The organism is Pseudoduganella sp. jia 12 (assembly GCF_055502675.1).
In genome coordinates, this window is record NZ_JBUXKP010000006.1 from 336,304 (window position 1) to 360,845 (window position 24,542).

At 66.4% G+C, this 24,542-nt stretch carries 19 protein-coding genes; 13 read left to right on the top strand and 6 right to left on the bottom strand.

The annotated features are described in order from the left end of the window. Nucleotides 1-10: 10 nt before the first annotated feature. The 9 genes from ACY65G_RS15820 (at nt 11) to ACY65G_RS15860 (ending at nt 10,001) form a co-directional block, all read left to right on the top strand. Nucleotides 11-502: a porin family protein gene (locus tag ACY65G_RS15820; protein WP_464998269.1), complete on the top strand. Its 492-nt coding sequence runs from the start codon at nt 11-13 to the stop codon at nt 500-502. A gap of 224 nt (nt 503-726) precedes the next feature. Beyond that, a complete protein-coding gene (gene paoA, locus ACY65G_RS15825; protein WP_464998270.1) occupies nt 727-1,371 on the top strand; it encodes an aldehyde dehydrogenase iron-sulfur subunit PaoA in 645 nt (214 codons plus the stop codon). Continuing rightward, nucleotides 1,368-2,321, top strand: a complete 954-nt coding sequence (locus ACY65G_RS15830) for an FAD binding domain-containing protein (RefSeq protein ID WP_464998271.1) — start codon at nt 1,368-1,370, stop codon at nt 2,319-2,321. Before paoA ends, ACY65G_RS15830 begins: the two co-directional genes overlap by 4 nt. A 4-nt stretch (nt 2,322-2,325) precedes the next feature. Next, nucleotides 2,326-4,527, top strand: a complete 2,202-nt coding sequence (paoC, locus tag ACY65G_RS15835; protein ID WP_464998272.1) for an aldehyde oxidoreductase molybdenum-binding subunit PaoC — start codon at nt 2,326-2,328, stop codon at nt 4,525-4,527. A gap of 121 nt (nt 4,528-4,648) precedes the next feature. Continuing rightward, nucleotides 4,649-5,068, top strand: coding sequence for a DUF4019 domain-containing protein (locus ACY65G_RS15840; RefSeq protein WP_464998273.1), 420 nt, complete (start codon nt 4,649-4,651; stop codon nt 5,066-5,068). A gap of 307 nt (nt 5,069-5,375) precedes the next feature. After that, a complete protein-coding gene (gene coxB, locus ACY65G_RS15845) occupies nt 5,376-6,401 on the top strand; it encodes a cytochrome c oxidase subunit II (RefSeq protein ID WP_464998274.1) in 1,026 nt (341 codons plus the stop codon). Beyond that, entirely contained in the window at nt 6,398-8,323 is a 1,926-nt protein-coding gene (gene ctaD / locus ACY65G_RS15850) for a cytochrome c oxidase subunit I (RefSeq protein ID WP_464998275.1), read from the top strand. Before coxB ends, ctaD begins: the two co-directional genes overlap by 4 nt. Continuing rightward, nucleotides 8,320-8,946, top strand: coding sequence for a cytochrome c oxidase subunit 3 (locus ACY65G_RS15855; protein ID WP_464998276.1), 627 nt, complete (start codon nt 8,320-8,322; stop codon nt 8,944-8,946). The genes ctaD and ACY65G_RS15855 overlap by 4 nt, the downstream gene beginning before the upstream one ends. Before the next feature lie 200 nt (nt 8,947-9,146). Beyond that, a complete protein-coding gene (locus ACY65G_RS15860; protein WP_464998277.1) occupies nt 9,147-10,001 on the top strand; it encodes a cytochrome c oxidase assembly protein in 855 nt (284 codons plus the stop codon). Here the strand turns inward: ACY65G_RS15860 and ACY65G_RS15865 are convergent. Further along, nucleotides 9,998-10,927: a PLP-dependent cysteine synthase family protein gene (locus ACY65G_RS15865; RefSeq protein WP_464998278.1), complete on the bottom strand. Its 930-nt coding sequence runs from the start codon at nt 10,925-10,927 to the stop codon at nt 9,998-10,000. The two genes, ACY65G_RS15860 and ACY65G_RS15865, sit on opposite strands and share 4 nt — an antisense overlap. A gap of 192 nt (nt 10,928-11,119) precedes the next feature. Here ACY65G_RS15865 and lpxO point away from each other — a divergent pair, with 192 nt between their 5' ends. Continuing rightward, entirely contained in the window at nt 11,120-12,019 is a 900-nt protein-coding gene (gene lpxO / locus ACY65G_RS15870) for a lipid A hydroxylase LpxO (RefSeq protein ID WP_464998279.1), read from the top strand. A gap of 105 nt (nt 12,020-12,124) precedes the next feature. On the opposite strand, the gene ACY65G_RS15875 is transcribed toward lpxO, so the two are convergent. From ACY65G_RS15875 to ACY65G_RS15890, 4 genes are all read right to left on the bottom strand, one after another. Beyond that, nucleotides 12,125-14,413, bottom strand: a complete 2,289-nt coding sequence (locus tag ACY65G_RS15875) for a xanthine dehydrogenase family protein molybdopterin-binding subunit (RefSeq protein ID WP_464998280.1) — start codon at nt 14,411-14,413, stop codon at nt 12,125-12,127. Next, nucleotides 14,410-15,468: an FAD binding domain-containing protein gene (locus tag ACY65G_RS15880; protein ID WP_464998281.1), complete on the bottom strand. Its 1,059-nt coding sequence runs from the start codon at nt 15,466-15,468 to the stop codon at nt 14,410-14,412. The genes ACY65G_RS15875 and ACY65G_RS15880 overlap by 4 nt, the downstream gene beginning before the upstream one ends. Further along, on the bottom strand, nt 15,465-15,992 hold the full coding sequence (locus tag ACY65G_RS15885) for a (2Fe-2S)-binding protein (RefSeq protein ID WP_464998282.1): 528 nt from the start codon (nt 15,990-15,992) through the stop codon (nt 15,465-15,467). The genes ACY65G_RS15880 and ACY65G_RS15885 overlap by 4 nt, the downstream gene beginning before the upstream one ends. Nucleotides 15,993-16,158: 166 nt before the next feature. After that, nucleotides 16,159-17,130, bottom strand: a complete 972-nt coding sequence (locus ACY65G_RS15890; protein WP_464998283.1) for an IS1595 family transposase — start codon at nt 17,128-17,130, stop codon at nt 16,159-16,161. A 384-nt stretch (nt 17,131-17,514) separates the two neighbouring features. Between ACY65G_RS15890 and ACY65G_RS15895 the strand changes: the two genes are divergently transcribed. Next, nucleotides 17,515-19,173: a methyl-accepting chemotaxis protein gene (locus ACY65G_RS15895; protein ID WP_464998284.1), complete on the top strand. Its 1,659-nt coding sequence runs from the start codon at nt 17,515-17,517 to the stop codon at nt 19,171-19,173. Between the two features lie 311 nt (nt 19,174-19,484). Here the strand turns inward: ACY65G_RS15895 and ACY65G_RS15900 are convergent, their stop codons facing one another. Further along, the gene (locus ACY65G_RS15900) at nt 19,485-22,622 is read right to left on the bottom strand and encodes a ligand-binding sensor domain-containing diguanylate cyclase (protein ID WP_464998285.1); all 3,138 of its coding nucleotides are present in this window, start codon (nt 22,620-22,622) and stop codon (nt 19,485-19,487) included. A gap of 187 nt (nt 22,623-22,809) precedes the next feature. Here ACY65G_RS15900 and ACY65G_RS15905 point away from each other — a divergent pair, with 187 nt between their 5' ends. Beyond that, complete coding sequence (locus ACY65G_RS15905; RefSeq protein ID WP_464998286.1) at nt 22,810-24,318, top strand: DEAD/DEAH box helicase; 1,509 nt, start codon at nt 22,810-22,812, stop codon at nt 24,316-24,318. Between the two features lie 71 nt (nt 24,319-24,389). Continuing rightward, nucleotides 24,390-24,533 (top strand): hypothetical protein, encoded by a 144-nt coding sequence (locus ACY65G_RS15910; protein WP_464998287.1) that lies wholly within the window; start codon nt 24,390-24,392, stop codon nt 24,531-24,533. The last annotated feature ends 9 nt before the right edge of the window (nt 24,534-24,542 follow it).

Consider the following 24,542-nt stretch of genomic DNA (forward strand, 5'->3'; position numbering starts at 1 on the left):
CAGGAAAACCATGTTCAAGAAATTCATCGCCACCGCCGCGCTGTCGCTGGTCGCTTCCACGTCGTTCGCCATGCCAGCCGGTATTTACGCTGGTGTAACCGCCGGTACCACGGACGTCAGCGATTTCGACGGCAACAAGGGCAGCTTCGGCGCATTCGCCGGCTACGGCTTCAACGAAGCCATCGCGGTCGAAGTAGGCTATCGCCAGCATGGCGACTGGGACTTCTACGGTTCCGAAATCAAGGTCAAGCAGACCGATATCTCCGTGCTGGGCGCGCTGCCGCTGGCCGCCAACCTCGACATCTACGGCCGCCTGGGCTATGCCCACGCCAAGGTGGAAGCCGATTACTACGGCTACCGCGGCGACGAAAGCGTCGACAACACGCTGTTCGGCATCGGCCTGGCCTACCGTTTCTCGGCGAACCTGTCCGGCCGCGTCGAAGTGCAGAAGCCGGCCAGCGACACCACGAACGTCAGCCTCGGCCTGGCCTGGCAGTTCTGATACCCTGGCTTCAACGAAAAACCGGCATCGCGATGCCGGTTTTTTTTCGCGGTGCGCCAGCGCGAACGGTCTTTATTTTGCAGGGATCGGCATGCTCCTGCATGCATCCAACCGTGTGTAGCCCTTTCGTGTATTGCCATTACTATCATTGACGGTTCCCGCCCGGCTACGAGCCCGCCGCGAACCCTTCCGGCAATACCCCAACCGCCTAAGGATACCAATACATGGATGATATCGACACGACCCGGCGCGACCTGCTGATCGCCGGTGCGCTGACCGCCACGGCCGCCGCCGTGCCCGCGGTGGCAGGCGCCCAGCCCGCGCCCGCCACCGGCACCGCGGTGCCCCAGACGCCGGTTACCTCGAAAGTCACGCTGAAGGTCAACGGCCAGCAGCACACGATCGCCGTCGACACCCGCACCACCTTGCTCGACCTGTTGCGCGAGCAGATGCACCTCACGGGCACCAAGAAAGGCTGCGACCAGGGCCAGTGCGGCGCGTGCACGGTGATCGCCGATGGCCGCCGCATCAATTCCTGCCTGTCGCTCGCGGTCATGCACGAAAATTCCGAAGTCACCACGATCGAGGGCCTCGGCAAGCCGGAGAAGATGCACCCGATGCAGGCCGCGTTCGTGAAGCACGACGGCTACCAGTGCGGCTACTGTACGCCCGGCCAGATCTGTTCGGCCGTGTCGGTACTCGATGAGATCAGGCAGGGCATCCCGAGCCACGTGACCGCCGACCTGACGAAACGCCCGCCACTCACCGAGCTGGAGATCCGCGAGCGTATGAGCGGCAATATCTGTCGCTGCGGCGCCTACTCGAACATCGTCGACGCGATCGTCGAAGTCTCCGGGAGGCCCGCATGAAGGTCTTTACCTATGAAAAGGCGCGCACGCCTGCGGAGGCAGCGGCCGCCGCGGCGCGTGTGCCCGGCGCCCGTTTCATCGCCGGCGGCACGAACCTGCTGGACCTGATGAAGCTGGAAATCGAAACGCCGCCGCACCTGGTGGACGTCAACGGCCTGGCGCTCGACAAGATCGAACCGACCCGCGAGGGCGGCCTGCGCGTGGGCGCGCTGGTGCGCAACACGGATCTTGCGGCGGACGAGCGCGTGCGCCGCGACTACGGCGTGCTGTCGCGCGCACTGCTCGCCGGCGCGTCGGCCCAGCTGCGCAACAAGGCGACGACCGCCGGCAACCTGCTGCAGCGCACCCGCTGCCCGTACTTCTACGATACCGCCCAGCCGTGCAACAAGCGCCAGCCGGGCAGCGGCTGCTCGGCGATCGGCGGTTTTTCGCGCCACCACGCCATCGTCGGCACCAGCGAAGCGTGCATTGCCACGCACCCGAGCGACATGGCGGTGGCCATGGCGGCGCTGGACGCCACCGTGGAAACGGTGCAGCCGAACGGCGCCACGCGCACGATCCCGATTGCCGATTTCCATAAGCTGCCGGGGAACACGCCGCACATCGAACACGTGCTCGCTCCCGGCGAGCTGATCACGGCGGTAACGCTACCGAAGCCGGTGGGCGGCAAACAGCTGTACCACAAGGTGCGCGACCGGGCATCGTATGCGTTCGCGCTGGTGTCGGTGGCGGCCATCGTGCAGCCGGATGGCACCGGGCGCGTGGCCCTGGGCGGCGTTGCCCACAAGCCGTGGCGCATTCCGGCCGCGGACCAGAACCTGCCGCGTGGCAGCCGCGCGGTGGCCGAGCAGCTGCTGGCGGGCGCGAAGCCGATGCACGACAACGCGTACAAGGTTCCCCTCGTCCAGCGCACCATCGACGCGGTGCTGGCGGAAGCAAAGAAAGGATGATGCGATGAAGTTCACCACTCCCGCCACCACCAACCCGATCGACCAGCTCAAAGTCGTCGGCAAGCCGGTCGACCGGATCGACGGCCCCTACAAAACCACCGGCACGGCGCGCTATGCCTATGAGCGGCACGACGTGGCGCCCAACGCAGCCTACGGCTACGTGGTCGGCGCCACGGTCGCGAAAGGCATCATCAAGTCGCTCGACGTTACCGCGGCGCGGCGTGCACCTGGCGTGATCGCCGTCGTCACCCACGTCAATGCCGGCAAGCTGGAAAAGGGCGACTACAACACGGCCAAGCTGCTGGCCGGGCCGCAGGTCGACCATTACCACCAGGCCGTGGCGCTCGTCGTCGCCGAAACGTTCGAGCAGGCGCGCGCCGCCGCGTCGCTCGTCAAGGTCTCGTACTCGCAGATCAAGGGCGAATACGACCTGGCCAAGGCGAAGGCCTCGGCCAAGGTGCCGAAGGGCGGCGACGACCCGGCGGAAACCAAGGCCGGCAATTTCCAGTCGGCGTTCGACAGTGCCCCCGTGAAGTTCGACGCCACCTACACCACGCCGGACCAGTCGCACGCGATGATGGAACCGCATGCATCGGTCGCCGCGTGGGAAGGCGACAAGCTCACCGTGTGGACGTCGAACCAGATGATCGACTGGGGCAAGGGCGACATGGCGAAAACGCTCGGCATCCCGAAAGAGAAGGTGCGGATGGTGTCGCCGTATATCGGCGGCGGCTTCGGCGGCAAGCTGTTCCTGCGCGCCGAGGCGCTGCTGGCCGCGCTGGGCGCGAAGCAGGCGGGCCGCCCCGTCAAGGTCGCGCTGCAGCGCGCACTGATGATCAACAACACCACGCACCGCCCGGCCACGATCCAGCGCATCCGCATCGGCGCCACGCGCGAAGGGCGCATCACGGCGATCGCCCATGAAAGCTGGTCCGGCGACCTGCCGGACGGCAAACCGGAAACGGCCGTCAACCAGACCCGCCTGCTGTACGCGGGCCAGCACCGGATGACGCGCCTGAACCTGGCCGTGCTGGACCTGCCCGAAGGGAACGCGATGCGCGCGCCGGGCGAAGCGCCGGGCATGATGGCGCTGGAAATCGCCGTCGACGAACTGGCGGAAAAGCTGAAGATGGACCCGGTCACGTTCCGCATCGTCAACGACACCACGGTCGATCCGGAAAAGCGCACGCGCAAGTTCTCGCAGCGTCGTTTCGTCGAATGCCTGCGCACGGGCGCGGAAAAATTCGGCTGGGCCAAGCGCAATCCGCAACCGGCGCAGGTGCGCGAAGGGCGCTGGCTGATCGGGCAGGGCGTCGCCTCCGCGTTCCGCAACAACATGGTGCAAAAATCGGCCGCGCGCGTGCGGCTCGATGCCAAGGGCATCGTCACCGTGGAAACCGACATGACGGACATCGGCACGGGCAGCTACACGATTATCGCGCAGACCGCGGCCGAGATGATGGGCGTGAACCTGGACCAGGTGGTGGTGAAGCTGGGCGATTCCGATTACCCCGTGTCGGCCGGTTCGGGCGGGCAGTGGGGCGGCAACAGTTCCACGGCCGGCGTTTACGCGGCCTGCGTGAAGCTGCGCGAAGCCGTGGAGAAGAAACTGGGCCTGGCGGCGAACGCCGAGTTCGCGGAGGGCACCGTGCGCTCCGCCGGCAAGGCCGTGCCCTTGCGCGAGGCCGCGGCCGGGGGCGAGCTGGTGGCCGAGGACAAGATGGAATACGGCGACCTGGACAAGAAGTACCAGCAATCCACGTTCGGTGCCCACTTCGTCGAAGTGGCGGTGGACGCCTACACCGGCGAGGTGCGCATCCGGCGCATGCTGGCCGTGTGCGCGGCCGGCCGCATCCTGAACCCGAAGTCCGCGCGCAGCCAGGTGATCGGCGCGATGACGATGGGCGCCGGCGCCGCGCTGATGGAGGAACTGGCCGTGGACAAGCGCATCGGCTTCTTCGTCAATCACGATCTCGCCACGTACGAGGTGCCGGTGCATGCCGACATCCCGCACCAGGAGGTGGTGTTCCTCGATGAGACCGATCCGATGTCGTCGCCGATGAAGGCAAAGGGCGTGGGCGAGCTGGGTATCTGCGGCGTGGCGGCGGCGGTGGCCAACGCGATCTACAACGCCACCGGCGTGCGGGTGCGCGAGTACCCGATCACGCTGGACAAGCTGATCGACAAGCTGCCGCAGGTGGCATAGCCCGCAGTTGCTGGCAGTCCGGTAGTTACCGGCTTCATGCGCAGCTTGCCACTAAATGGCAAGATCGTGGATGGCGCGGGCAATGTGCCCGCGCCTTTCAACATGCCATGAAAGGATCCTCATGAAACTGTTTGCCGCCGCATTGCTGTTATCCGCTGCCACCTTTGCCCACGCACAGGGGGCGCCGAACCAGGAGGCCATCGATGCCGCGAAGAAGGCCGCCGATGCGTGGCTGGCGCTGATCGATGCCGGCCAGTACAAGGCATCGTGGGAACAGGCCGCCGAACCGCTGCGCAAGGCGGTCAGCGTGGCGCAGTGGGAGCAGGGCGGCCGCGCCGTGCGCCTGCCGGTCGGCGCGTTCCAGGAGCGCAAGGTGGCCTCGTCGACTTACACGACCACGTTGCCGGGCGCACCGCAGGGCCAGTACGTGGTGCTCCAATACACCACGCGCTTCGCCGACCGCGCCAATGCCGTGGAAACCGTGACGCCGACGCTGGAAGCGGACGGCAAGTGGCGCGTGGCGGGGTATCAGTTGCAATGATGCCGTAGTGCCGGGCCGATCCGGCATTACGTGCCTTCCACTGCACCGGCCGGTATCACCCGGGCCGGCAGATCCCCACGATGATAGCGCTGGGGAACCGGCCGGGCAGCGGGATCATGGCGCGGATCGCCAGGTACTGCGCGCTCATCCGGCGACAGGCTCCGGTTGACTTGCACAGTCCCGAAATCCGCTGCCTGCAGCAACGGCTGCCTGGCAGTTCTGGCGCTGTGGCAATGCAGCCACAGGCGTGCGTTGTCCTGCCCCGAATTTTGGCACACTCGGGGCACCGGATTATAAAAATGCAAACATGTCCCGCCTGATCGTTCCTCTCGCACTGCTGTCGTGTTGCACCGCCGCCCGGGCCGTGCAGCAGAGCACCTTGCAGCCGGCCGGCGTGCAGGCGGAGACGATCTTCGGCCTGTGGCACTTCACGCTGGCGCTGTGCACGGCCGTGTTCGCGGCGATCGTGCTGGCGCTGCTGGTGGCGCTGTGGCGGGCGCGCAAGGCACGGCAGGCGGCGGCCGATGTTTCGTCCAGCCTTGCACCCGACCTGGCCGCGTTGCACCACCCCGAGCGCCGCCTGCACCGCACGGTGCTGTGGGCCACCGTGATCGCCACGGCAGGCCTGGTCATGCTCTTCGTGGCCGATATGTGGACGGCCCGCGCGCTGGCCCGGCTGCCGATGAAGGAGGCTTTGAGGATCGAGCTGACCGGCCACCAGTACTGGTGGGAAGTGCGCTACCCGGACGAAGGCATCAGCACGGCCAATGAACTGCACCTGCCGGTGGGCCGGCCGGTCGTCGTCACTTTGCTGAGCCGCGACGTGATCCACACCTTGTGGGTACCGAACCTGGCCGGCAAGCGCGACATGATCCCCGGCCGTACCGCCACGATCTCGCTACGCGCCGACCGGCCCGGCGTGTACCGCGCCCAGTGCGCCGAGTTCTGCGGCCTGCAGCATGCGCTGATGGCGCTGCCCGTGACGGCGGTAGCGCCCGCGCAGTACGAGCGCTGGGCACAGGCGCGCAAGGCGGCCGCGCCCGAACCGGGCACCGACAGCCGCCGCCACGGCCGCGACGTGTTCGTGCGCGCGGCCTGCGCGGCCTGTCACACGATCGCCGGCACCATGGCCAGTGGCACGCTGGGGCCGGACCTGACGCACCTGGCCAGCCGCCCCACGCTGGCCGCCGGCATGCTGCCGAACGACCGCGCCAACCTGCAGGCATGGATCGTCGACCCGCACCGCTTCAAGCTGGGCGCGAACATGCCGCCCAATGCGCTGCCGGCGCGCGACATGCACGCGCTGCTCGATTACCTGGAGAGCCTGGAATGAGCGGCGCAGTTAACATGGGCACTGCGGTCGGCCCTGCGGAACTGCTGGAACAGACCTGGCGCGACCCGCCCGGCCTGTGGGGCTGGCTGAGCGCCGTCAACCACAAGACGATCGCCGCCCGCTTCATCTACACCGCCTTTGCTTTCTTTGTGCTCGGCGGCATCCTGGCGCTGATGATGCGCGTGCAGCTGGCCCGGCCCGAGAGCCGCCTGATCGGGCCCGACCTGTACAACCAGCTGTTCACGATGCACGGCACCACGATGATGTTCCTGTTCGCCGTGCCGGTGATGCAGGCGATCGGCATCTGGCTGCTGCCGCTGATGCTGGGCACGCGCACCGTGGCGTTCCCGCGCATGAACGCGTTCGCGTTCTGGATCTTCCTGTTCGGCGGCGTGATGCTGTTCGCGGCCTTCCTGATCGGCTCCGGGCCGGACGCCGGCTGGTTCGCCTACGTGCCGCTGGCGAACGCCGATTATTCTCCCGGCAAACGCATCGACGTCTGGGCGCAGATGATCACGTTCACCGAGACCGCCGCGCTGATGGAGGCGATCGTCATCATCGTCACGATCTTCAAGATGCGTGCCCCCGGCATGACGCTGGACCGCATGCCGCTGTTCGCATGGGCCATGCTGGTGACGTCGTTCATCGTGCTGTTCGCCATGCCGGCCGTGATGCTGGCCAGTACGGCGCTGATCACCGACCGGCTGGTCGACACCCATTTCTACGATCCGGAACTGGGCGGCGACGCGCTGCTGTGGCAGCACCTGTTCTGGTTCTTCGGCCACCCCGAGGTGTACCTGATCTTCATCCCGCCGCTGGGCGTGATCTCGGCCATCATCGCCACATTCTCGCGGCGGCCGATGGTGGGCTACCGGGCCATGGTGCTGGCGCTGATCGCCACCGGTTTCCTGTCGTTCGGCCTGTGGGTGCACCACATGTTCGCCACCAACCTGCCGGAACTGGGCAAGGCCTTCTTCACGGCCGCCAGCCTGATCATCGCGATTCCCACCGCCGTGCAGATCTTCTGCTGGCTCGCCACGCTGTGGACGGGCCGGCTGCACCTGCGCACGCCGCTGCTGTTCATCCTGGCGTTCTTCGTGATCCTGCTGGCGGGCGGCCTCACCGGGCTGATGCTGGCCTCGGTCTCGCTCGATACCCAGCTGCACGACACGTACTTCGTCGTCGCCCACCTGCACTACGTGCTGATGGGCGGCGCCGTGTTCCCCATGTTCGGCGCGTTCTATTACTGGTACCCGAAATTCACCGGACGGATGATGAGCGAAAAGCTGGGCAAGTGGCAGTTCTGGCTGTTCTTCATCGGCTTCAACGTGACATTCTTCCCGATGCACATCCTGGGGCTGGAAGGCATGCCGCGCCGCGTGTACACGTACCCGGACGGCATGGGCTGGAACACGATCAACCTGGGCGCCACCGTGGGCGCGTTCATGATCGCCACGAGCGTGCTGCTCTTCATCGTCAATGCCTGGCGCAGCCGGCGCCGCGGCGCGCTGGCCGGCGCCGATCCATGGGGCGGCGGCACGCTGGAATGGGGTGCCGCTTCGCCGCCGCCGGCCGCCAACTTCGACGTGCTGCCGGTGGTGCACGGCCGTTACCCGCTGTGGCAGCCGGCCGCGCTGCCGGACCGCGTGGCCGGCATCGATCCGGCATTGCGCGAAGTGCTGCTCACGAGCGTGACGGCGGCCGAGCCGGATCACCGGATGCTGATGCCGTCGCCGTCGCCCTGGCCGTTCATCACCGCGCTGGCGACCACCGTGTTCTTCGTGGGCTCCATCTTCACCCCGTGGGCGGTGGTGTGGGCTTCGCTGCCGGTGGCCATCACGGCCACGTTCTGGTTCTGGCCGAAGCGGAGCGAAAGCGAAACGCGGCACCATCGCGAGGTGCGGCCCGAGGTTCAGCCATGACGGATGACGCATGCGACAAGGGCGAGGCCGGCCGCGAGCTGCACGTCGGCCACCTGCCCACGTTCGCCTTCGGCCACCGCAGCCCGATGTGGTGGGGCACGCTGGGGCTGGTGGCGATCGAATGCACCGTGTTCGCGCTGGCCATCGTCGCGTATTTCTACCTGCGCGGGCTGGCCGATGCGTGGCCGCTGTCGGGCAGCCTGCCGCCGGACCTGCTGTGGGGCACGGTGAACACGATCGTGCTGGTGTTCAGCATGATCCCGAACGAAATGGCGCGGCGGGCCGCCGAAAGGCTGGACCTGCGCGGCGTACGCACCGCCCTGGCCTGGTGCCTGGCGTTTTCGCTGGCCTTCCTCGGCGTGCGCGTGCTGGAATTCACCGCGCTGAACTGCGCATGGGACGACGACGCCTACGGTTCCATCGTCTGGATGCTGATGGGCCTGCACACGCTGCACCTGATCACCGACACGTGGGATTCCGCCGTGCTGGCCGTGCTGATGCATACCGGACCGATCGACGGCAAGCGCTTCGTCGACGTCAGCGAAAACGCCGGGTACTGGTACTTCGTCGTCGGCAGCTGGCTGCCGATCTACGCCACCGTGTACTTCGGCGCGCGAATCTGATGCTCACCACCAAAACTGGGGACGTACCCCTGTTTCCAGGCAATACTGCGGACGTACCAGGACGCTGGACCACCCTGTTTCCAGGCAAAACCGGGGATGTACGGGGACGCCGCAATGCCCTGTTTCCAGCCAGGACAGCGAATAGTTCGGGTTGTTGCCTCAAAACAGGGGTACGTCCCCAGTTTTTGCTGTTGGCATTGTTGGCACGTGAGGCCCCGGCCCACGTGGCATCCGGCACCCAGCCACCGCCACTGACCTGGGGCGCCGACTGGTGGGTACTGGCCTGCCTGGCGATCTCATTGCTGCTGTACGTGGCCGGCGTGGCGAAACTGTGGCCGCGGCTGGAAGGCGGGAGGAGGGCGGTGCTGGTGCGGGCCGCATGGTTCGGCGCGGGCTGGCTGGCGATGGTGGCGGCGCTGGCTTCGCCGCTCGATCCGGCCGGCGCGATGCTGTTCGCGGCGCACATGGTGCAGCACGAGCTGCTGATGATCGTGGCGGCGCCGCTGCTGGTGCTGGGCCGGCCGTTCGGGCCATGGCTATGGGCGCTGCCTGCCGCGTGGCGCCGCGCCATCGGGCACGGCGTGCACTGGCGGCCATGGGCGCTGACGTGGCAGGCGATCACCCGGCCGCTGCCCGCATGGCTGCTCCACTTCGCGGCCTTGTGGGTCTGGCATGCGCCGCCGCTGTTCCAGCTGGCGCTCGTCGACGACACGGTGCACGCGTGGCAGCACGCCAGCTTCCTGTTCCCCGCGCTGCTGTTCTGGTGGGCGGTGCTGGGCGCGCGCGGCCCCGCGCCGGGTCCGGCGATGCTGTACCTGTTTACGACGATGATGCATACCGGCGCGCTCGGCGCGCTGTTCGCGCTGTCGGGCACCGTGTGGTACCCGGCCTATGGCGACGGGCCGCTCGCATTCGGCCTGATGCCGCTGGAAGACCAGCAGCTGGGCGGGTTGATCATGTGGATCCCGGGCGGGCTGGCCTATGTCGTCGCCGGGCTGGCGATGTGCCTGCGGTGGCTCGTACCCACGAAAAATAGCGCCGTGAAAACGGCTTAGAAATACTTGGACAAATAGTTAACACCAGAATCCGGGAAAACCGTGACGATGCGGCCGGACAGTTTCGGCAGCAGCTGGGCGATGCCGGCCGCCACGCAGCCGGACGACCCGCCGGCCAGGATGCCTTCCTCGCGCGCGAGGCGGTGGCAGTAGTCGACGGCCGTGTCGTCCGGCACCTGGATCACGTCGTCCACCACGGCCGCGTCGAATGTGCCGGACGGTGCTCGCTTGCCCACGCCCTCGATGACGGTGCCGAAATCCCCCTCGGCCGCCGCACCCGTGACCGCCGCCCGGTACGACGAGTGCAGCGGTTCGACGCCGATCACGGTGATGCGGCGGTCGCGTTCCTTCAAAAAGCGGCCGATGCCGGAAATGGTGCCGCCCGAGCCGATGCCGCACACGAAGAAGTCGACATGCCCGTCGAGCTGGAACCACAGTTCGGGCGCCGTGTCCGTGTAATGGGCCTGCCGGTTCAGCGCCGAGCGGTACTGGTCGAGGTGGAACGCGCCGTGCTCGGCGGCGATGCTCTGCGCCATGCTGTAGTAGCTGCGTTCGTTGGACTCGGGAAGGTCCGAGGCGCACATATGCACTTCGGCGCCATAGGCTTCGATGCGCCGGATCTTTTCCTTGCTGGTGCGGTCGGGCACCGTGACGTCGCAGCGCAGCCCGCGCACCGCGGCCGCCATCGCCAGCGCCGCGCCGGTATTGCCGGACGAGCTTTCCACCACGTGCTCCACGCCGGCCGGCAGGTAGCGCAGCATGTAGCGCACCATCCGGTCCTTGATGCTGCCGCCGGGATTCATGAACTCGAGCTTGGCCACCACGTCATGCTCGGGGAACATCCGCCCCAGGCGCACCACCGGCGTGTTGCCGATGGCATCGAGCACGGAACCATGGACCTGCGACGTACGTTCGGAAACCGACATGGTTGCACCCTGCAATGTTTTCCTGAGGGAAATTTTAGCATCGATACCCGGCCCGCAGCGCGCGCTTGGGCGATCGCCGCATAAGCTATTGCAAAAAAAGCATAAGGGCGGCAGTGCGGCGAGGGTGCCGCGAACCCCGGGTGGAAAGCTGCGTTAGAATGGCCGGTTTCGGCAATACTCGAGGTAAGCGCAATGAAATGGGCCCTGGTCGGTTTTTACATCCTGTCCGTGCTGCACATCCACTTCCGCGGCAAGGTGCGATTGCCGTTCGGCCGCCAGCTGTTCGACCACTCGTCGTTCATGGCACCGATCAATATCTTCATGCACTTCTTCTCGCGCGTGCCGTCCACGCCATACCTGCCGGTGTCCGATTTCAAGGAACTGGCGCCGCTGCAGGAAAACTGGCAGGTGATCCGTGAAGAAGCGGAAAACCTGATCCGCCTGCAAAAGATCAAGGCTTCGGAAAAGAACGACGACGCCGGCTTCAACTCGTTCTTCAAGGCCGGCTGGAAGCGCTTCTACCTGAAGTGGTACAACGCCAGCCACCCGTCCGCGGCCGAGCTGTGCCCCCGCACGCATGCGCTGCTGCAGGGCATTCCTTCCGTGAAGGCCGCGATGTTCGCGGAACTGCCGCCGGGCGGCAAGCTGAACCCGCACCGCGACCCGTTCGCCGGCTCGCTGCGCTACCACCTGGGCCTGGCCACGCCGAACGACGACCGCTGCTTTATCGACGTCGACGGCGTGCGCCACAGCTGGCGCGACGGCCAGGGCGTGATGTTCGACGAAACCTACATCCACTGGGCGATCAACGGCAGCGAGAGCGACCGCATCATCCTGTTCTGCGACATCGAACGCCCGATGCGCTTCCGCTGGGCGCAAGCGGTCAACCGCTTCCTCGGCCGCACCATGATGACGGCCGCCGCCTCGCCGAACGAAACGGGCGACCAGGTGGGCATGGTGTCGAAGCTGTTCCGCGTGTCGCACTACGCCGGCATCTACCGCCGCCGCTACAAGGCGTGGAACAAGACCGCCTACAAGCTCACCAAGGTGGCCCTGATCATCGGGCTGGGCGCGCTAATCTACTACATCTGACCCGCCATCAAAAGTTTCCCGGAAAATGGGGACGTACCCCATTTTCCGGGAAACATTGCCTGAAAAATGGGGTACGTCCCCATTTTGTTTTTACGCCACAGACTGTTACGGGCCGCCGCCCAGCACCTTGTCCGGCGTCATCGGCGTACTGCGCAGCCGCTTGCCGGTGGCGTGCCAGATGGCGTTGCTGACCGCGGCGGCTACGCCGACGAGGCCGATTTCTCCCACGCCCTTGGCACCCAGCCGGCTCACGATCCGGTCGTCTTCTTCGACGAAGATCACGTCCATCGCATGGATGTCGGCATTCACGGGCACGTGGTATTCGGCATAGTTGTGGTTCATGAAGCGGCCCAGCCGGTGGTCGGCGTAGGATTCCTCGTGCAGTGCCTGGCTGATGCCCCACACGATGCCGCCGGTGATCTGGCTCGTCGCCGTCTTCGTGTTCATGATGCGGCCGGCGGCGATGGCGCTCGTCACCCGCGTCACGCGCACCATGCCCGTCTGCTCGTCGACGCGCACTTCCACGAACACGGCGGAGTGCACCAGCCGGCGGAACTTGCGCTGCTTGAGCATGTTCGGCAGCATCAGGTACTTTTCTTCCAGCTTCACGACACCGCTGTCGTTCAGGAGCGCCGTCAATGGCAGCGCCGCCTCCTGCCGGCGCTTCAGCCGGATCGTGCCGCCGGCGAATTCCACGTCCTTGAACTTCGCGTCCGCGAACGGCGACTCGCGCAGTTTCTGCGCATGCTTGAAGAGCGTCTTCTGCAGCTTCTCGCAGACGCCGGCCACGGCCGAGCCCACGGTGGTCACGTGCGACGAGCCGCCTTCGATCGGCGCCACGGGCAGCGTGGAGTCGCCCAGCTGGAACGTCACGTCTTCCAGCGGCAGGCCCATGGCCTCGGCGGCGATCATGGCCATCACCGTATAGGTGCCGGTGCCGATGTCGGTGGCCGCGCTCGACACCACCAGCTTGCCGTCCGCATGCAGCACGGCGCTGGCGCGGGCGAACATCTGCATCGCATCCCACACGCCGGTGGCCATGCCCCAGCCGATGAACTCCGTCCCCTCGCGCATCGAGCGCGGTTCCAGCGGCCGGCCTTCCCAGCCGAATTTTTGCGCGCCCAGCTCGTAGCAGGCGCGCAGTTCCTTGCTGGAGTAGGGCTTGTCCTCGATCGGTACCCGGTCCGCGTAGTTCTTCAGGCGCAGCGCCAGCGGGTCCATCTTCAGTTCATACGCCAGTTCGTCCATCGCCACTTCGAGCGCATGCACGCCGTGCGCGGCGCCGGGCGCGCGCATGTCGATCGGCGTGTACTGGTCGAGTTTGACCAGCTTGTAATCGAGCTTGATGTTGTCGCAGGCGTACAGCAGGCCCGACCAGTTGACGACCACTTCCACGTAATCCTCGATCGGCGACGTTTCCGCGATCGCTTGGTGCCAGATCGCGCGCAGCGTGCCATCGCGTTCGGCGGCCAGCTTCACCCGCTGCACGGTTTCTGGCCGGTGGCCGAACGTGAACATCTGCTGGCGCGTCAGCACCACGCGCACCGAGCGCTTCAGGTGCAGCGCGGCCATCACGGCCAGCGTCAGCTGGTACTGCGGGCGCAGGCCGGAACCGAACGCGCCGCCCACGTAGGTATTGCGCACCGTGACCTTGTTCTTGGAAAGGCCGAACACGTGCGACACATACCAGCGGCTGTTCTGCGAACTCTGCGTCTTGTCGTAGATGGTGAGGTGGCCGTCGTCGCCGCGGATCACGGTGGAGGCGAACAGCTCCATCGGATTGTGGTGCTCCACGCCGCTGTAGAACTCCGCATCGATTTTCACCGGGGCGGCCTCGAAGGCCGCGTCGGTATCGCCTTTCTCGTCCGGCGGCGGCTCGTAGCCGGCCTTCAGCGGCTTCGGTTTATAAGCCCGGTCCAGGTTGGCCGACAGCTTGGTGCCGTGCGGTTCCACGTCGATGTCGAACGTCACCAGCGATGCCGCGTAGCGCGCCGCCTCGAACGTCTCCGCCACCACCAGCGCCAGCGGCTGGCCGCTGTACATCACGTGGTCGTCGTACAGCGGGCGGAACGGCGAGCCGGCCGGCGCCGTCATGTCCTTGTAGGCGATGTCGAACGAGCGGATCTTCGGCCGGTTCTCGTGTGTCAGCACCTCCACCACGCCTTCGACGGCCAGCGCGGCACGCGTGTCGATCGACCGGATCGTGCCCTTGGCGGCCGGCGAACTCACCACCACCCCGTATGCCAGGTCCGGCGCGGGATGCTCGGCCGCGTACTTCGCCTGGCCCGTCACCTTGGCGCGGCCATCCACCCGCGATACCGGCGTGCCGGTGCGCACCTGGCCGGTGCCGCGGTCCGCCGTCGGTGCCTGCAATGCTTCGATCAGATCCGTCATTCACGCTCTCCCGTGCTGATTCCCTGGTTCGTCACCGTCCCCTGGCTGGCCACGCGCAGTGCGCGCACGATGGCGTTTCTTGCCAGCGGAATTTTAAAATCGTTGGCGCCGCGGCCCACGGCGCCATGCAGCAGCGCGTCGGCCACGCGGCCGAACGCTTCGTCGCTTGGTGCGGTGCCTTCCAGCAATTGCTCAGCTTCCGGCAGGCGCCATGGCTTGTGGGCGACACCGCCGAGCGCAATGCGCGCGCCGGCGATCCTGCCGTCCGGACCGATGTCCAGCGCGGCCGCCACCGACACCAGCGCGAACGCATACGACAGGCGCTCACGCAGCTTCAGGTAGGCCGAGTGGCGCACGAAACGTGCAGCGTCCGGCAGTGCGATCCCGGTAATGAGTTCATCCGGCGCCAGCGTGGTGTCGATGTCCGGGCGGTCGCCCGGCAGCCGGTGGAATTCGGCGAACGGGATCTCGCGCTTGCCCCGCACGGATTGCACGTGCACCACCGCCTCGAGCGCGGCCAGTGCCACGCACATGTCGGAAGGGTGGGTGGCGATACAGTGTTCGCTCGTGCCCAGGATCGCATGCTGGCGCGTGATGCCGCCGTTGGCGGAGCAGCCGCTGCCCGGCGTGCGCTTGTTGCACGGCGTGGCCACGTCGTAGAAATACCAGCAGCGCGTGCGCTGCAGCAGGTTGCCGCCGTTGCTCGCCATATTGCGCAACTGCGGCGAGGCGCCGGCCAGGATCGCGGCCGACAGCAGCGGATAGCGCTGCTCGACGAGCGGGTGGTAAGCGGTATCGGCATTGCGGGCGGTGGCGCCCAGCAGCACGCCGCCATCCGGCGTCTCCTCGATGCCGTCCAGGGGCAGGCGATTGATGTCGACCAGGTGCGGCGCGATCGTCACGCCTTCCTTCATCAGGTCGAGCAGGTTGGTACCGCCGGCCACGAAACGGATCTCGTGTTGATTGGCGGTCGTCGCGGTAGCGGTGGCATTGGCGGCGATGCCCTGCAGTGCGGCATCGATGGTGGCGGGGCGGTCGTAGGCGAACGGATTCATGCCGGCACCGTTCCGATAATGACCGGCCCTTCGGCATTCTCGCTGTCCGCCGGCACGCCGGCGACCTGGGCGACCGCGCGCAGGATCTGCGGATACGCACCGCAGCGGCAGATGTTCCCGCTCATCAGCTCGCGCACCTCGGCCGAACATTTGGCCCGGCCTTCGTTCACCAGTCCGATCGCCGAACAGATCTGGCCGGGCGTACAGTAACCGCACTGGAAGGCATCGTGTTCGACGAATGCCTGCTGCATCGGATGCAGCGCATCACCTTGCGCCAGGCCCTCGATCGTCGTGATGTCGCGCCCGTCGTTCATCACGGCCAGCGTCAGGCAGGAATTGATGCGGCGTCCGTCGACGAGCACCGTACACGCGCCGCACTGGCCGTGATCGCAACCTTTTTTCGTGCCGGTCAGCCCCATCCGCTCGCGCAGCAGGTCGAGCAGGGTGACCCAGGCTTCAATTTCCATCGTGTGCTGTTGCCCGTTGACGGTGATCGTCAGCGGGCAGCGCGCGGGAGCTCCCATGGCGTGGCCCTTTCCAGTTCGTTCATGAAAGGCGTCACGTTAGCGCGCGCGAGTCTGGCGTTTAGTGCGCACACACACACAGGCAGGCGGTCGATTGTGCATGACGCTGCTCTCGTTGCGGCAAAGAAAAGGCGCTGTCACCCGAACCTGTGGAAGTTTCGCCAAGTCATCGAAGAATGCTGCCCTGCAGCGCTGCAATCAAGCAATCCGCTGGCGTTCGCCAGCGCTGCCCGTCAAGGCCGTGGCGCCAGCCCAGGTAGTTCGGCAGGTACCTGCTTGCCACCCCGTTGAAACGCGCCAGCCAGCCATGGAAGCGGCTGTGGTACCCATTTACATGCTGCAGGTGAATCGCACCGCGCGTGCGCGCCCCTGCGTTCACGTTGACAGCTTCGTGCAGGATGCCGGTACGGCGCGCGAATGTCCGGTAGGCAGCGGCGCTGTCCGATACCAGCAGCACGTCCGCGGCCAGTACCGGCGGCAGGTGATGCTCGAGCTGGCGCGCCGTGACCGGGCCACGGCCGCAAACGAAATCCCTCGTCTTGCCATCACGGTCGCGGGCCACGAGGATGCAATCAAGTTCCCTCGAAATGCCGCGTCGGTTGGCCTTGCCGCCACGCCTGCGCGCCGGCCTGTCCAGGTGCCTGCTGCCTTTTTGTGATTCCAGCAAATAGCTTTCGTCCGCCTCGACGATTCCTTGCAACTGTGGCGGGCGGTCGTGCTGCGCTCCGGCCATGAAGCGATGGCGCCAGCGAAAGCTGGTGTTGCGATGGATGCCGGTTTTTTCGGCGGCGGCGCGCACCGTCCGCGAATCGAGCACTGTCTCCAGGAATGGCAGCCATTTGTGACGCAGGCGCAGGAACGCGAGCGGTGTGCCGGTCAAGGCATTGAAGGTTCGGCCGCAAGCCAGGCAGCGGTAGCGTTGCAGGCCATACGAGAAGCCGTGACGATGGATGCGCGTCGCCGCGCAATGTGGGCATGCATGGCAGGGGTGTCCGAATCGTTCGATCAGCTCGAGGCAGGTCGTCAGCGCCGAGGCCGATTCGAGCAAGGCACGCAACGCCGCCAGTTGCACGCCTGAACATTGAGCGACTTGCCCGCGTAGCCGATCCAGCAAGGTAGTGAACAGTCCGTCATGCATGGCCGCCTCCGTCGTCAGTACTGTTGAGACAGCGATTTCGGCGAATGGTTCAGTTCACTCCACAGGCTCGGGTGACAGCGCCAAAGAAAAAGCCCGCGACTTGCGCCGCGGGCCTGAGGGTACAACGAGGTGTTCTTGATTGTTATTCCTGCACTCCGGGGTTGCCGAAGCGTTGAAATCTGTTAATGATCTTAATCATCTTTTTTCAAAATTTCAAGAAAGAAATCCGGAATTCACAACAGAAATGTCGTGGATTTGCAACGCACGGGCATTCCGTCCGTATGCACTGCGTGGCTCCCTGTCAGCAACCATCGTGGCAAGCTTGCGGTGTCGCGACGCTGGCCCGCCGGACCCGCGCCTGCCGCCACCCTCGAGGAGATGGCCATGCAATGGTTTCGTGACCTGAAAATCGCCCGCAAGCTGCTGCTGGCGTTTGCCGTGGTGCAGTTGCTCATGCTGGTGCTCGGCATTGCTTGCCTGCAGTCGATGTCCCGTATCAACGACGCGTCCGACGACCTGGCGGAGAACTGGTTGCCCAGCGTGCGCGCCGTGATGCAGGTGCGCACCGACGTGGGCGACTTGCGGCGCCAGGAACTGGCTTTCCTGATGACCGACGACATGCAGGAAAAGAACCGCATCGCCCAGCAGATGGAGACAGGGCTGGCGGTCTCGCGGGACAATGTGGCCAGGTATGAAAAGCTGATCTCGAGTCCCCAGGAGCGGGCGCTGTTCGACAGTTTCGCGGGCAGCTGGCAAGCCTTCCTCACCGAGCATGGCAAGCTGATGGCGCTTGGCCGCGAGGGCCGCAACGACGAAGCCCGGGCGATCGCCAACGGCGCGGCGTCGCGCCAGCTGCGCGAACTGAACATTACGCTGGACAAACTGGTGCAGATGAACGTCGAGGGTGGCGACAACGCCAGCGCAGCCGCCACGGCGCTGTACCGCAGCACCCAGGGCTGGACGATCGCGCTGCTGATCGGTGCCGTCACGGCCGGCGTCGCGTTGGCTCTGTGGGTGGCCGGCATCGTCGCGAAGCCCTTGCGCGAAGCGGTCGATGTCGCCCGCACCGTGGCGGGCGGCGACCTGACCCGGTCCATCGATGTCCGTTCGCGCGACGAGACCGGCGAGCTGATGGCCGCGCTGAAGGATATGACGGTCAGCCTGCAAAGCCTGGTCGCTCAGGTGCGCAGCGGTACCGAAACGATTTCCACCGCATCGGGCCAGATCGCGGCCGGCAACCAGGACCTGTCGTCGCGCACGGAGCAGCAGGCCAGCTCGCTGGAAGAAACGGCATCGTCGATGGAAGAGCTGACGTCGACCGTGCGCCAGAATGCCGACAACGCGCGGCAGGCGAACCAGCTGGCGCAATCGGCGTCGAGCATTGCCGTGCGCGGCGGCGAGGTCGTGGGCGAAGTGGTCGGCACGATGGCGTCGATCAACGCGGCATCGCAGCGGATCGTCGAGATCATCGGCACGATCGACAGTATCGCCTTCCAGACCAATATCCTGGCGCTGAACGCGGCCGTGGAAGCGGCCCGCGCCGGCGAGCAGGGCAGGGGCTTCGCCGTGGTGGCCTCCGAAGTGCGCAACCTCGCCCACCGCTCGGCCGCCGCCGCGAAAGACATCAAGCAGCTGATCGGCGACTCCGTGCAGAAGGTCGATGCCGGCTCGCGCCTCGTCGACGAAGCGGGCAACACGATGCGCGACATCGTGGCCAGCATCGCCCGCGTGTCCGACATCGTCAGCGAAATCACGGCCGCCAGCAACGAGCAGAGTACCGGCATCGAGCAGGTCAACGAGGCGGTCACGCAGATGGACCAGGTCACCCAGCAGAACGCCGCGCTCGTCGAACAGTCGGCGGCCGCCGCCGAAGCGATGCAGCAGCAGGCCGCGCGGCTGGCGGAACTCGTCGGCACGTTCCGCGTCAACGCCGATGCGATGGCCGGCTTGGCCGCGCAGGCTGCCGTGGCACCGGTGCGGGCGGCTGCCGCCCGGCCAGCCTTGCAGCATGCGTCGGGAAAGGATGAGTGGGAGGCTTATTGACCTGCTGAGTCAGCAGGCAATGGGTGGTAACCAAAGAACCGGTGACAGGCACCGGTTCTTTTGCAATATTTCTGGTTAAACGATGTCTGTCACTCATACCGTTCAGTTAGCGACATTGGATGCTGCTAGCGGCATTGGAGCACTGGTGTCGCCGGCTTTCTGAGCGGAAAACCGGTGTCGCACACATTTTCCGATTGAGGCGCCCGGAAAAAATGTTCGACACCAGGCAAGCGAACGTTACCGCAACGAGCCGAAAACTTCTTGTCTGAACGGCATCAGGGTCTGTCGCCGCTTGTTTTGCACCGCCGGCGTCACGAGGCTACGGCCTCCACCGCAGCCACCACCACCGTATTCTTCCCCCGCACCTTGGCGCGCACCAGCGCCTCGTCCGCCCGCCGCACCAGTTCCTCGCGGCCCGTGGATGTCGGCTGCATCGCGGCGACGCCGATGCTGACGGTCAGCTTGCCGAGCGGCGAATCCTCATGCGGCAGTTCCAGCGCGGCCACCTCGGCCACGATCGCCTGTGCGCCGCGCTCGGCGACGGCCGCATCGCCGGCGGCCCACAGCAAGGCGAATTCCTCGCCGCCGTAGCGTGCCACCACGTCGGTGGTGCGCCGGGCATGCCGTGACAGCACGCCGGCCACGGCGCGCAGCGCGGCGTCGCCGGCCGCATGGCCGTTACGCTCGTTGTATTGCTTGAACCAGTCCAGGTCCACCATCGCCAGCGCCAGTACCTGGCCCGTGCGGGCGGCGCGGCGCCATTCGGCATCGAGCTGCGCATCGAAGGCACGGCGGTTCGACACGCCCGTCAGCCCGTCCGTGGTGGACTGCGCCGCCAGCTTCAGGTGCGATTCCTCCAGCGCGCTGGTGCGCGCCCGCACCAGTTCTTCGAGCGAATGGTTGACGCGCTTCAGGCTGCGCACGCGCCAGCGCCAGAGGGCCCACAGTAGCGCCAGGGCCAGCGCGGCGGCCAGCGTGCGGAACCACCACGTTTCCCAGAACGGCGGCGTGATCGTTACCGCCAGCGTCACCGGCTGCTCGTTCCACTGGCCGCGATGGTTCGACGCCTTCACGCGGAACACGTAGCGGCCCGGATCGAGGTTCGTGTAGGTGGCGGCGCGGCGCGTGGCATCCGTTTCCACCCAGTCGCGGTCGAAGCCCTCGAGCCGGTAGGCATAGCGGTTCAGCGCCGGCTCCGTGTAGTGCAGCGCCGCGAATTCGATCGAGAACGCCGGCGTGATGGAAGACAGCGTGAGCGCGCGCGGCGCCGTCACCGTGCCCTCCAGCGTCACGCCCGTGTGCGGGCCCGGTTCGGCCAGCGAACGGTTGTAGACCTTGATGTCGGTGATCGCCAGCTGCGGCGGCACCGACTGGCTGCGCACCTCGCGCGGCGACACCGCGGTCAGGCCATGCACGCCGCCGAAGTACAGGATGCCGTCCGGCCCCGGCGTCGACGAATTGACGGTGAAGCCGTCCGTCATGCCATCGGCGGCCGTGTACAGCGTGGCCTTCGCCGTGGCGGGATCGATGCGGAACAGGCCCACGATCGTGCTGACCCACAGCTGGTCGTCCAGGTCGCTGCGGATCGACAGGATCTTTGCGCCTTTCGTGGCTTCGACATAGGAACGGAACGTGATCGCATCGCCCGACTGCACCACCTGCTGCAAGCCTTTCGCGGTGCCGATCCAGATGCGGCCCAGCGAATCCTCGTGCACGGAGGAAACGTTGTCATCGGCCAGGCTGTCGGCGGCGCCCGCGCGGTGCGTGAAGTGGCGGAACTTCCCGGTCGCCGGGTCGAGCATGTCGAGGCCGCCGCCGTTCCACTCCGAGCCCATCCACACGCGGCCCGTGCGGTCTTCCAGCACGGACGAGGTGCCGTTGACGGCGCGGCTGTCCGGATCGGCGGGATCATTCTGGAAGATGCGATGCTTGCCCGTGGCCGGTTCGTAGCGGATCAGGCTGTTGCCCGTGGCCAGCCACAGGATGCCGCCGCGGCCCGGCGCGATCGCATTGATGTAGTCGCTGGCGGGATTGCCGAAATGGACCGTCCTGAACGGCCCGGCCGGATCGTCGAGGCGGTTCAGGCCGTTCGACGTGCCGGCCCACAGCGGGCCGTCGGCACCCTGGTACAGGCTGTAGACGATGTTCTGCGACAGCGAACCCGGCTTGCCGGGCTCGGACATGTAGCGCCGCACCACGGCATTGGCGGCCGGATCGAACAGGCTGATGCCCACGTTCCCGCCCAGCCAGAGCTTGCCGTCCGGCGCCTTTGCCACGGCCAGCACGGCCGCACTCGTGCCGACCGTCGCCGCGCCAGTGGTGGTGACAGCGCCGGTGCCGGCATGCTGCGGCACATAGCGCGCGAAACCGCTGCTGTTCAGGTTGACGAGGGCGATCCCGTCCGTGAACGTGGCGATCCACAGCATGCCGCTGCGGTCCTGCAGCATGGCCCGCGTGCTGTCGCCGGGCAGCGAATATGGATCGTTCGGCGTGTGCCGGTATTGCGTGAACGTGCCCGCCTGCGCATTCCAGCGCAGCAGGCCGGCGGACAGCGTGGTGGCCCACAGCGTGCCGCTGCGGTCGATGTAGAAGCTGGTCACGCGGCTGTTCGGGGCCGGCACCTGCCGGCGCGTCGCCCAGTCGCCCTTGCCGTCCCAGCGCAGCACGCCGCTCTCGGTGCCGATCCACAGCGCGCCATCGGCATCGAACTGCAGCGCGCGCACGATGTTCGTGCGCGGGTCGGTCTGCCCGGCCGGGTCCACCTTGTGGTGGACGAATTCGCTGCCGCCCGGCGGCAGGTAATCCAGCCCGCCAGGCCAGGTGGCCGCCCACAGGCCGCCCTTGGGATCGAGCGCAATGGCGTTCACGTCATTGCTGGCCAGGCTGCCCGCCCGCTGCGGATCGTGCGCATGCACGGTAAACTTGCCGGTGGCGGGATCGAAATGCTGCAGGCCGCCCCAGCTGGCCAGCCACATGCCGTCCTTGCCGTCCGAAATGATCTGCTTGATGATCCCCCGGCTCTTCGGCCCCTGCGGCGCCGTGTACACGGTGAAATCGTTGCTGGCCGGGTTGTACAGCGCCAGCCCGTTCTGCGTGCCGGCCCAGATGCGGCCCTGCCGGTCTTCATGAAGCGCGGAAACGCGGTCGTGCGGCAGGCTTTTCGGCTCGTTCGCCCGGCTCCGGTAGCGCACGGCCTGGTAGCCGTTGTAGCGGTACAGGCCATTCACGTGCGTACCGATCCACATGAACCCCTGGCGGTCCTGCAGCAGCGACAGCATCGATGGCTCGTCGTTGCCGAGCGGCCCCAGCTTTTTGAAACGCAGGGTCGGCGGCGCCCCGGCTTCGGCCAGCGCCGCCGGGGGAAGGGAAGCCAGCATCACGAGCACGGTGAATGCCGCCATGGCGGCCGCCCGCAGCGGCCGCGTGAGGAGAAAGAGGTGAGCGCGCATCCGGCGATTATGCCAGCAAACGTTTTCCTTCAATGCAATGAAATGGGGCTCTGTACGGCTTGTTTGTGCGTAGCCGGCTTGAAACAGGTATTATTCGGGGTTGGCCGTTCCAGCCTCAACGGGGTTGGCCGTCCCGGTCACAGCTGTAGTTTTTTATCGGAAAGCATGGTCGCACGACCACTCATTTATGTCTGACATCGAAACAACCGCCCAGCCTGAGGTGCCCGCCCAGGTGCGTTTCTCCGACTTCGGCCTCTCTCTCGACATCTTGCGCGCCCTGACCGACCAGGGATACGAACACCCGACGCCGATCCAGGCGCAGGCGATTCCCGTGCTGTTGCAGGGGCGCGACGTCATGGGCGCAGCCCAGACCGGTACCGGCAAAACGGCCGGCTTCTCGCTGCCGATCATCCAGCTGCTGCTGGCCCACGCGAACGCGAGCATGAGCCCGGCGCGTCACCCGGTGCGCGCGCTGATCCTGGCACCGACCCGCGAGCTGGCCGTGCAGGTGGCGGAAAACGTTGCCGCTTACTGCAAGCACACGCCGCTGCGCTCCACCGTGGTGTATGGCGGCGTCGACATCAAGCCGCAGGCTGCGATCATGCGCGGCGGTGTCGAGATCGTCATCGCCACGCCGGGCCGCCTGCTCGACCACGTGGAACAGAAGAACATTTCGCTGTCGCAGGTGCAGATGCTGGTGATGGACGAGGCGGACCGCATGCTCGACATGGGCTTCCTGCCGGACCTGCAGCGCATCATCAACCTGCTGCCGAAGCAGCGCCAGAACCTGATGTTCTCGGCCACGTTCTCGCCCGAGATCAAGCGCCTGGCGTCGACCTTCCTGACCGACCCGGTCACGATCGAAGTCGCGCGCAGCAATGCCACGGCCGACAAGGTCACCCAGGTGGTGTACAAGGTCACCGAGGAAAACAAGCGCGAAGCCGTGGCCCACATCCTGCGCCAGCGCGAGCTGAAGCAGGTGATCGTGTTCTCGAACACCAAGATCGGCGCCTCGCGCCTGGCGCGCGGCCTGGAACAGGAAGGCATGAAGGCTTCCGCGATCCACGGCGACAAGACGCAGCAGGAACGCATGGCGGCGCTCGACGCGTTCAAGCGCGGTGAAGTCGACGTGCTGGTGGCCACCGACGTGGCGGCGCGCGGCCTGGACATCTCCGACCTGCCGTGCGTGATCAACTACGACCTGCCGTACAACGCCGAAGACTACGTGCACCGCATCGGCCGCACGGGCCGTGCCGGTGCCTCCGGCGACGCGATCTCGATCTACTCGGACAAGGACGAGCGCCTGCTGGTCGACATCGAAAAGCTGATCAAGCAGACGATCAAGCGCGGCGAGCTGGAAGGCTTCCGCCCGGGCGCGCGCCCCGCCGCCGGCGACGAACGGCATGGCGAGCGCCGCCACGCGCGCAGCCCCGAGGGCGAGCGCCCGCGGAGCAGCAGCTATGCCGGCAACGGCAACGGCAACGGCCGCCCGGGTCCGGGCCCCGGCGCCGGTACCGACCGCGGTCCCCGCTCGGCCGGTCCGCGCCGCGACAAGGTCGATCCGTGGTTCCTGAAGCCCTACGAGCCAAGCCGCCCGGGTAACGCCGCAACGACCACGACGACGCCATCCTCGTCTTCGCCATCGAAGCCCAAGCCAAAGCTGGCTGCGCTGTTGGGCGGGTTGCGCAAGGAGTAACGCGGCGCGGTTGACTATCCCACTACATGGGATCTTGAATCAGGGGTTCGTCGAATGATCCGAAGAAATTGATGGCTGCAGCCCTGATGCTGCGTTGGGAATGCCTGGCAAGGCTCCAGCCTGATCAGGCATTCCTGCCTTGCCTCGAGACGATTACGCCAGATTTCTTAATCAACGAACTTCAGATTCAAGACGCCAGCCCTTCGCTGCTTTAAGTCATTGGG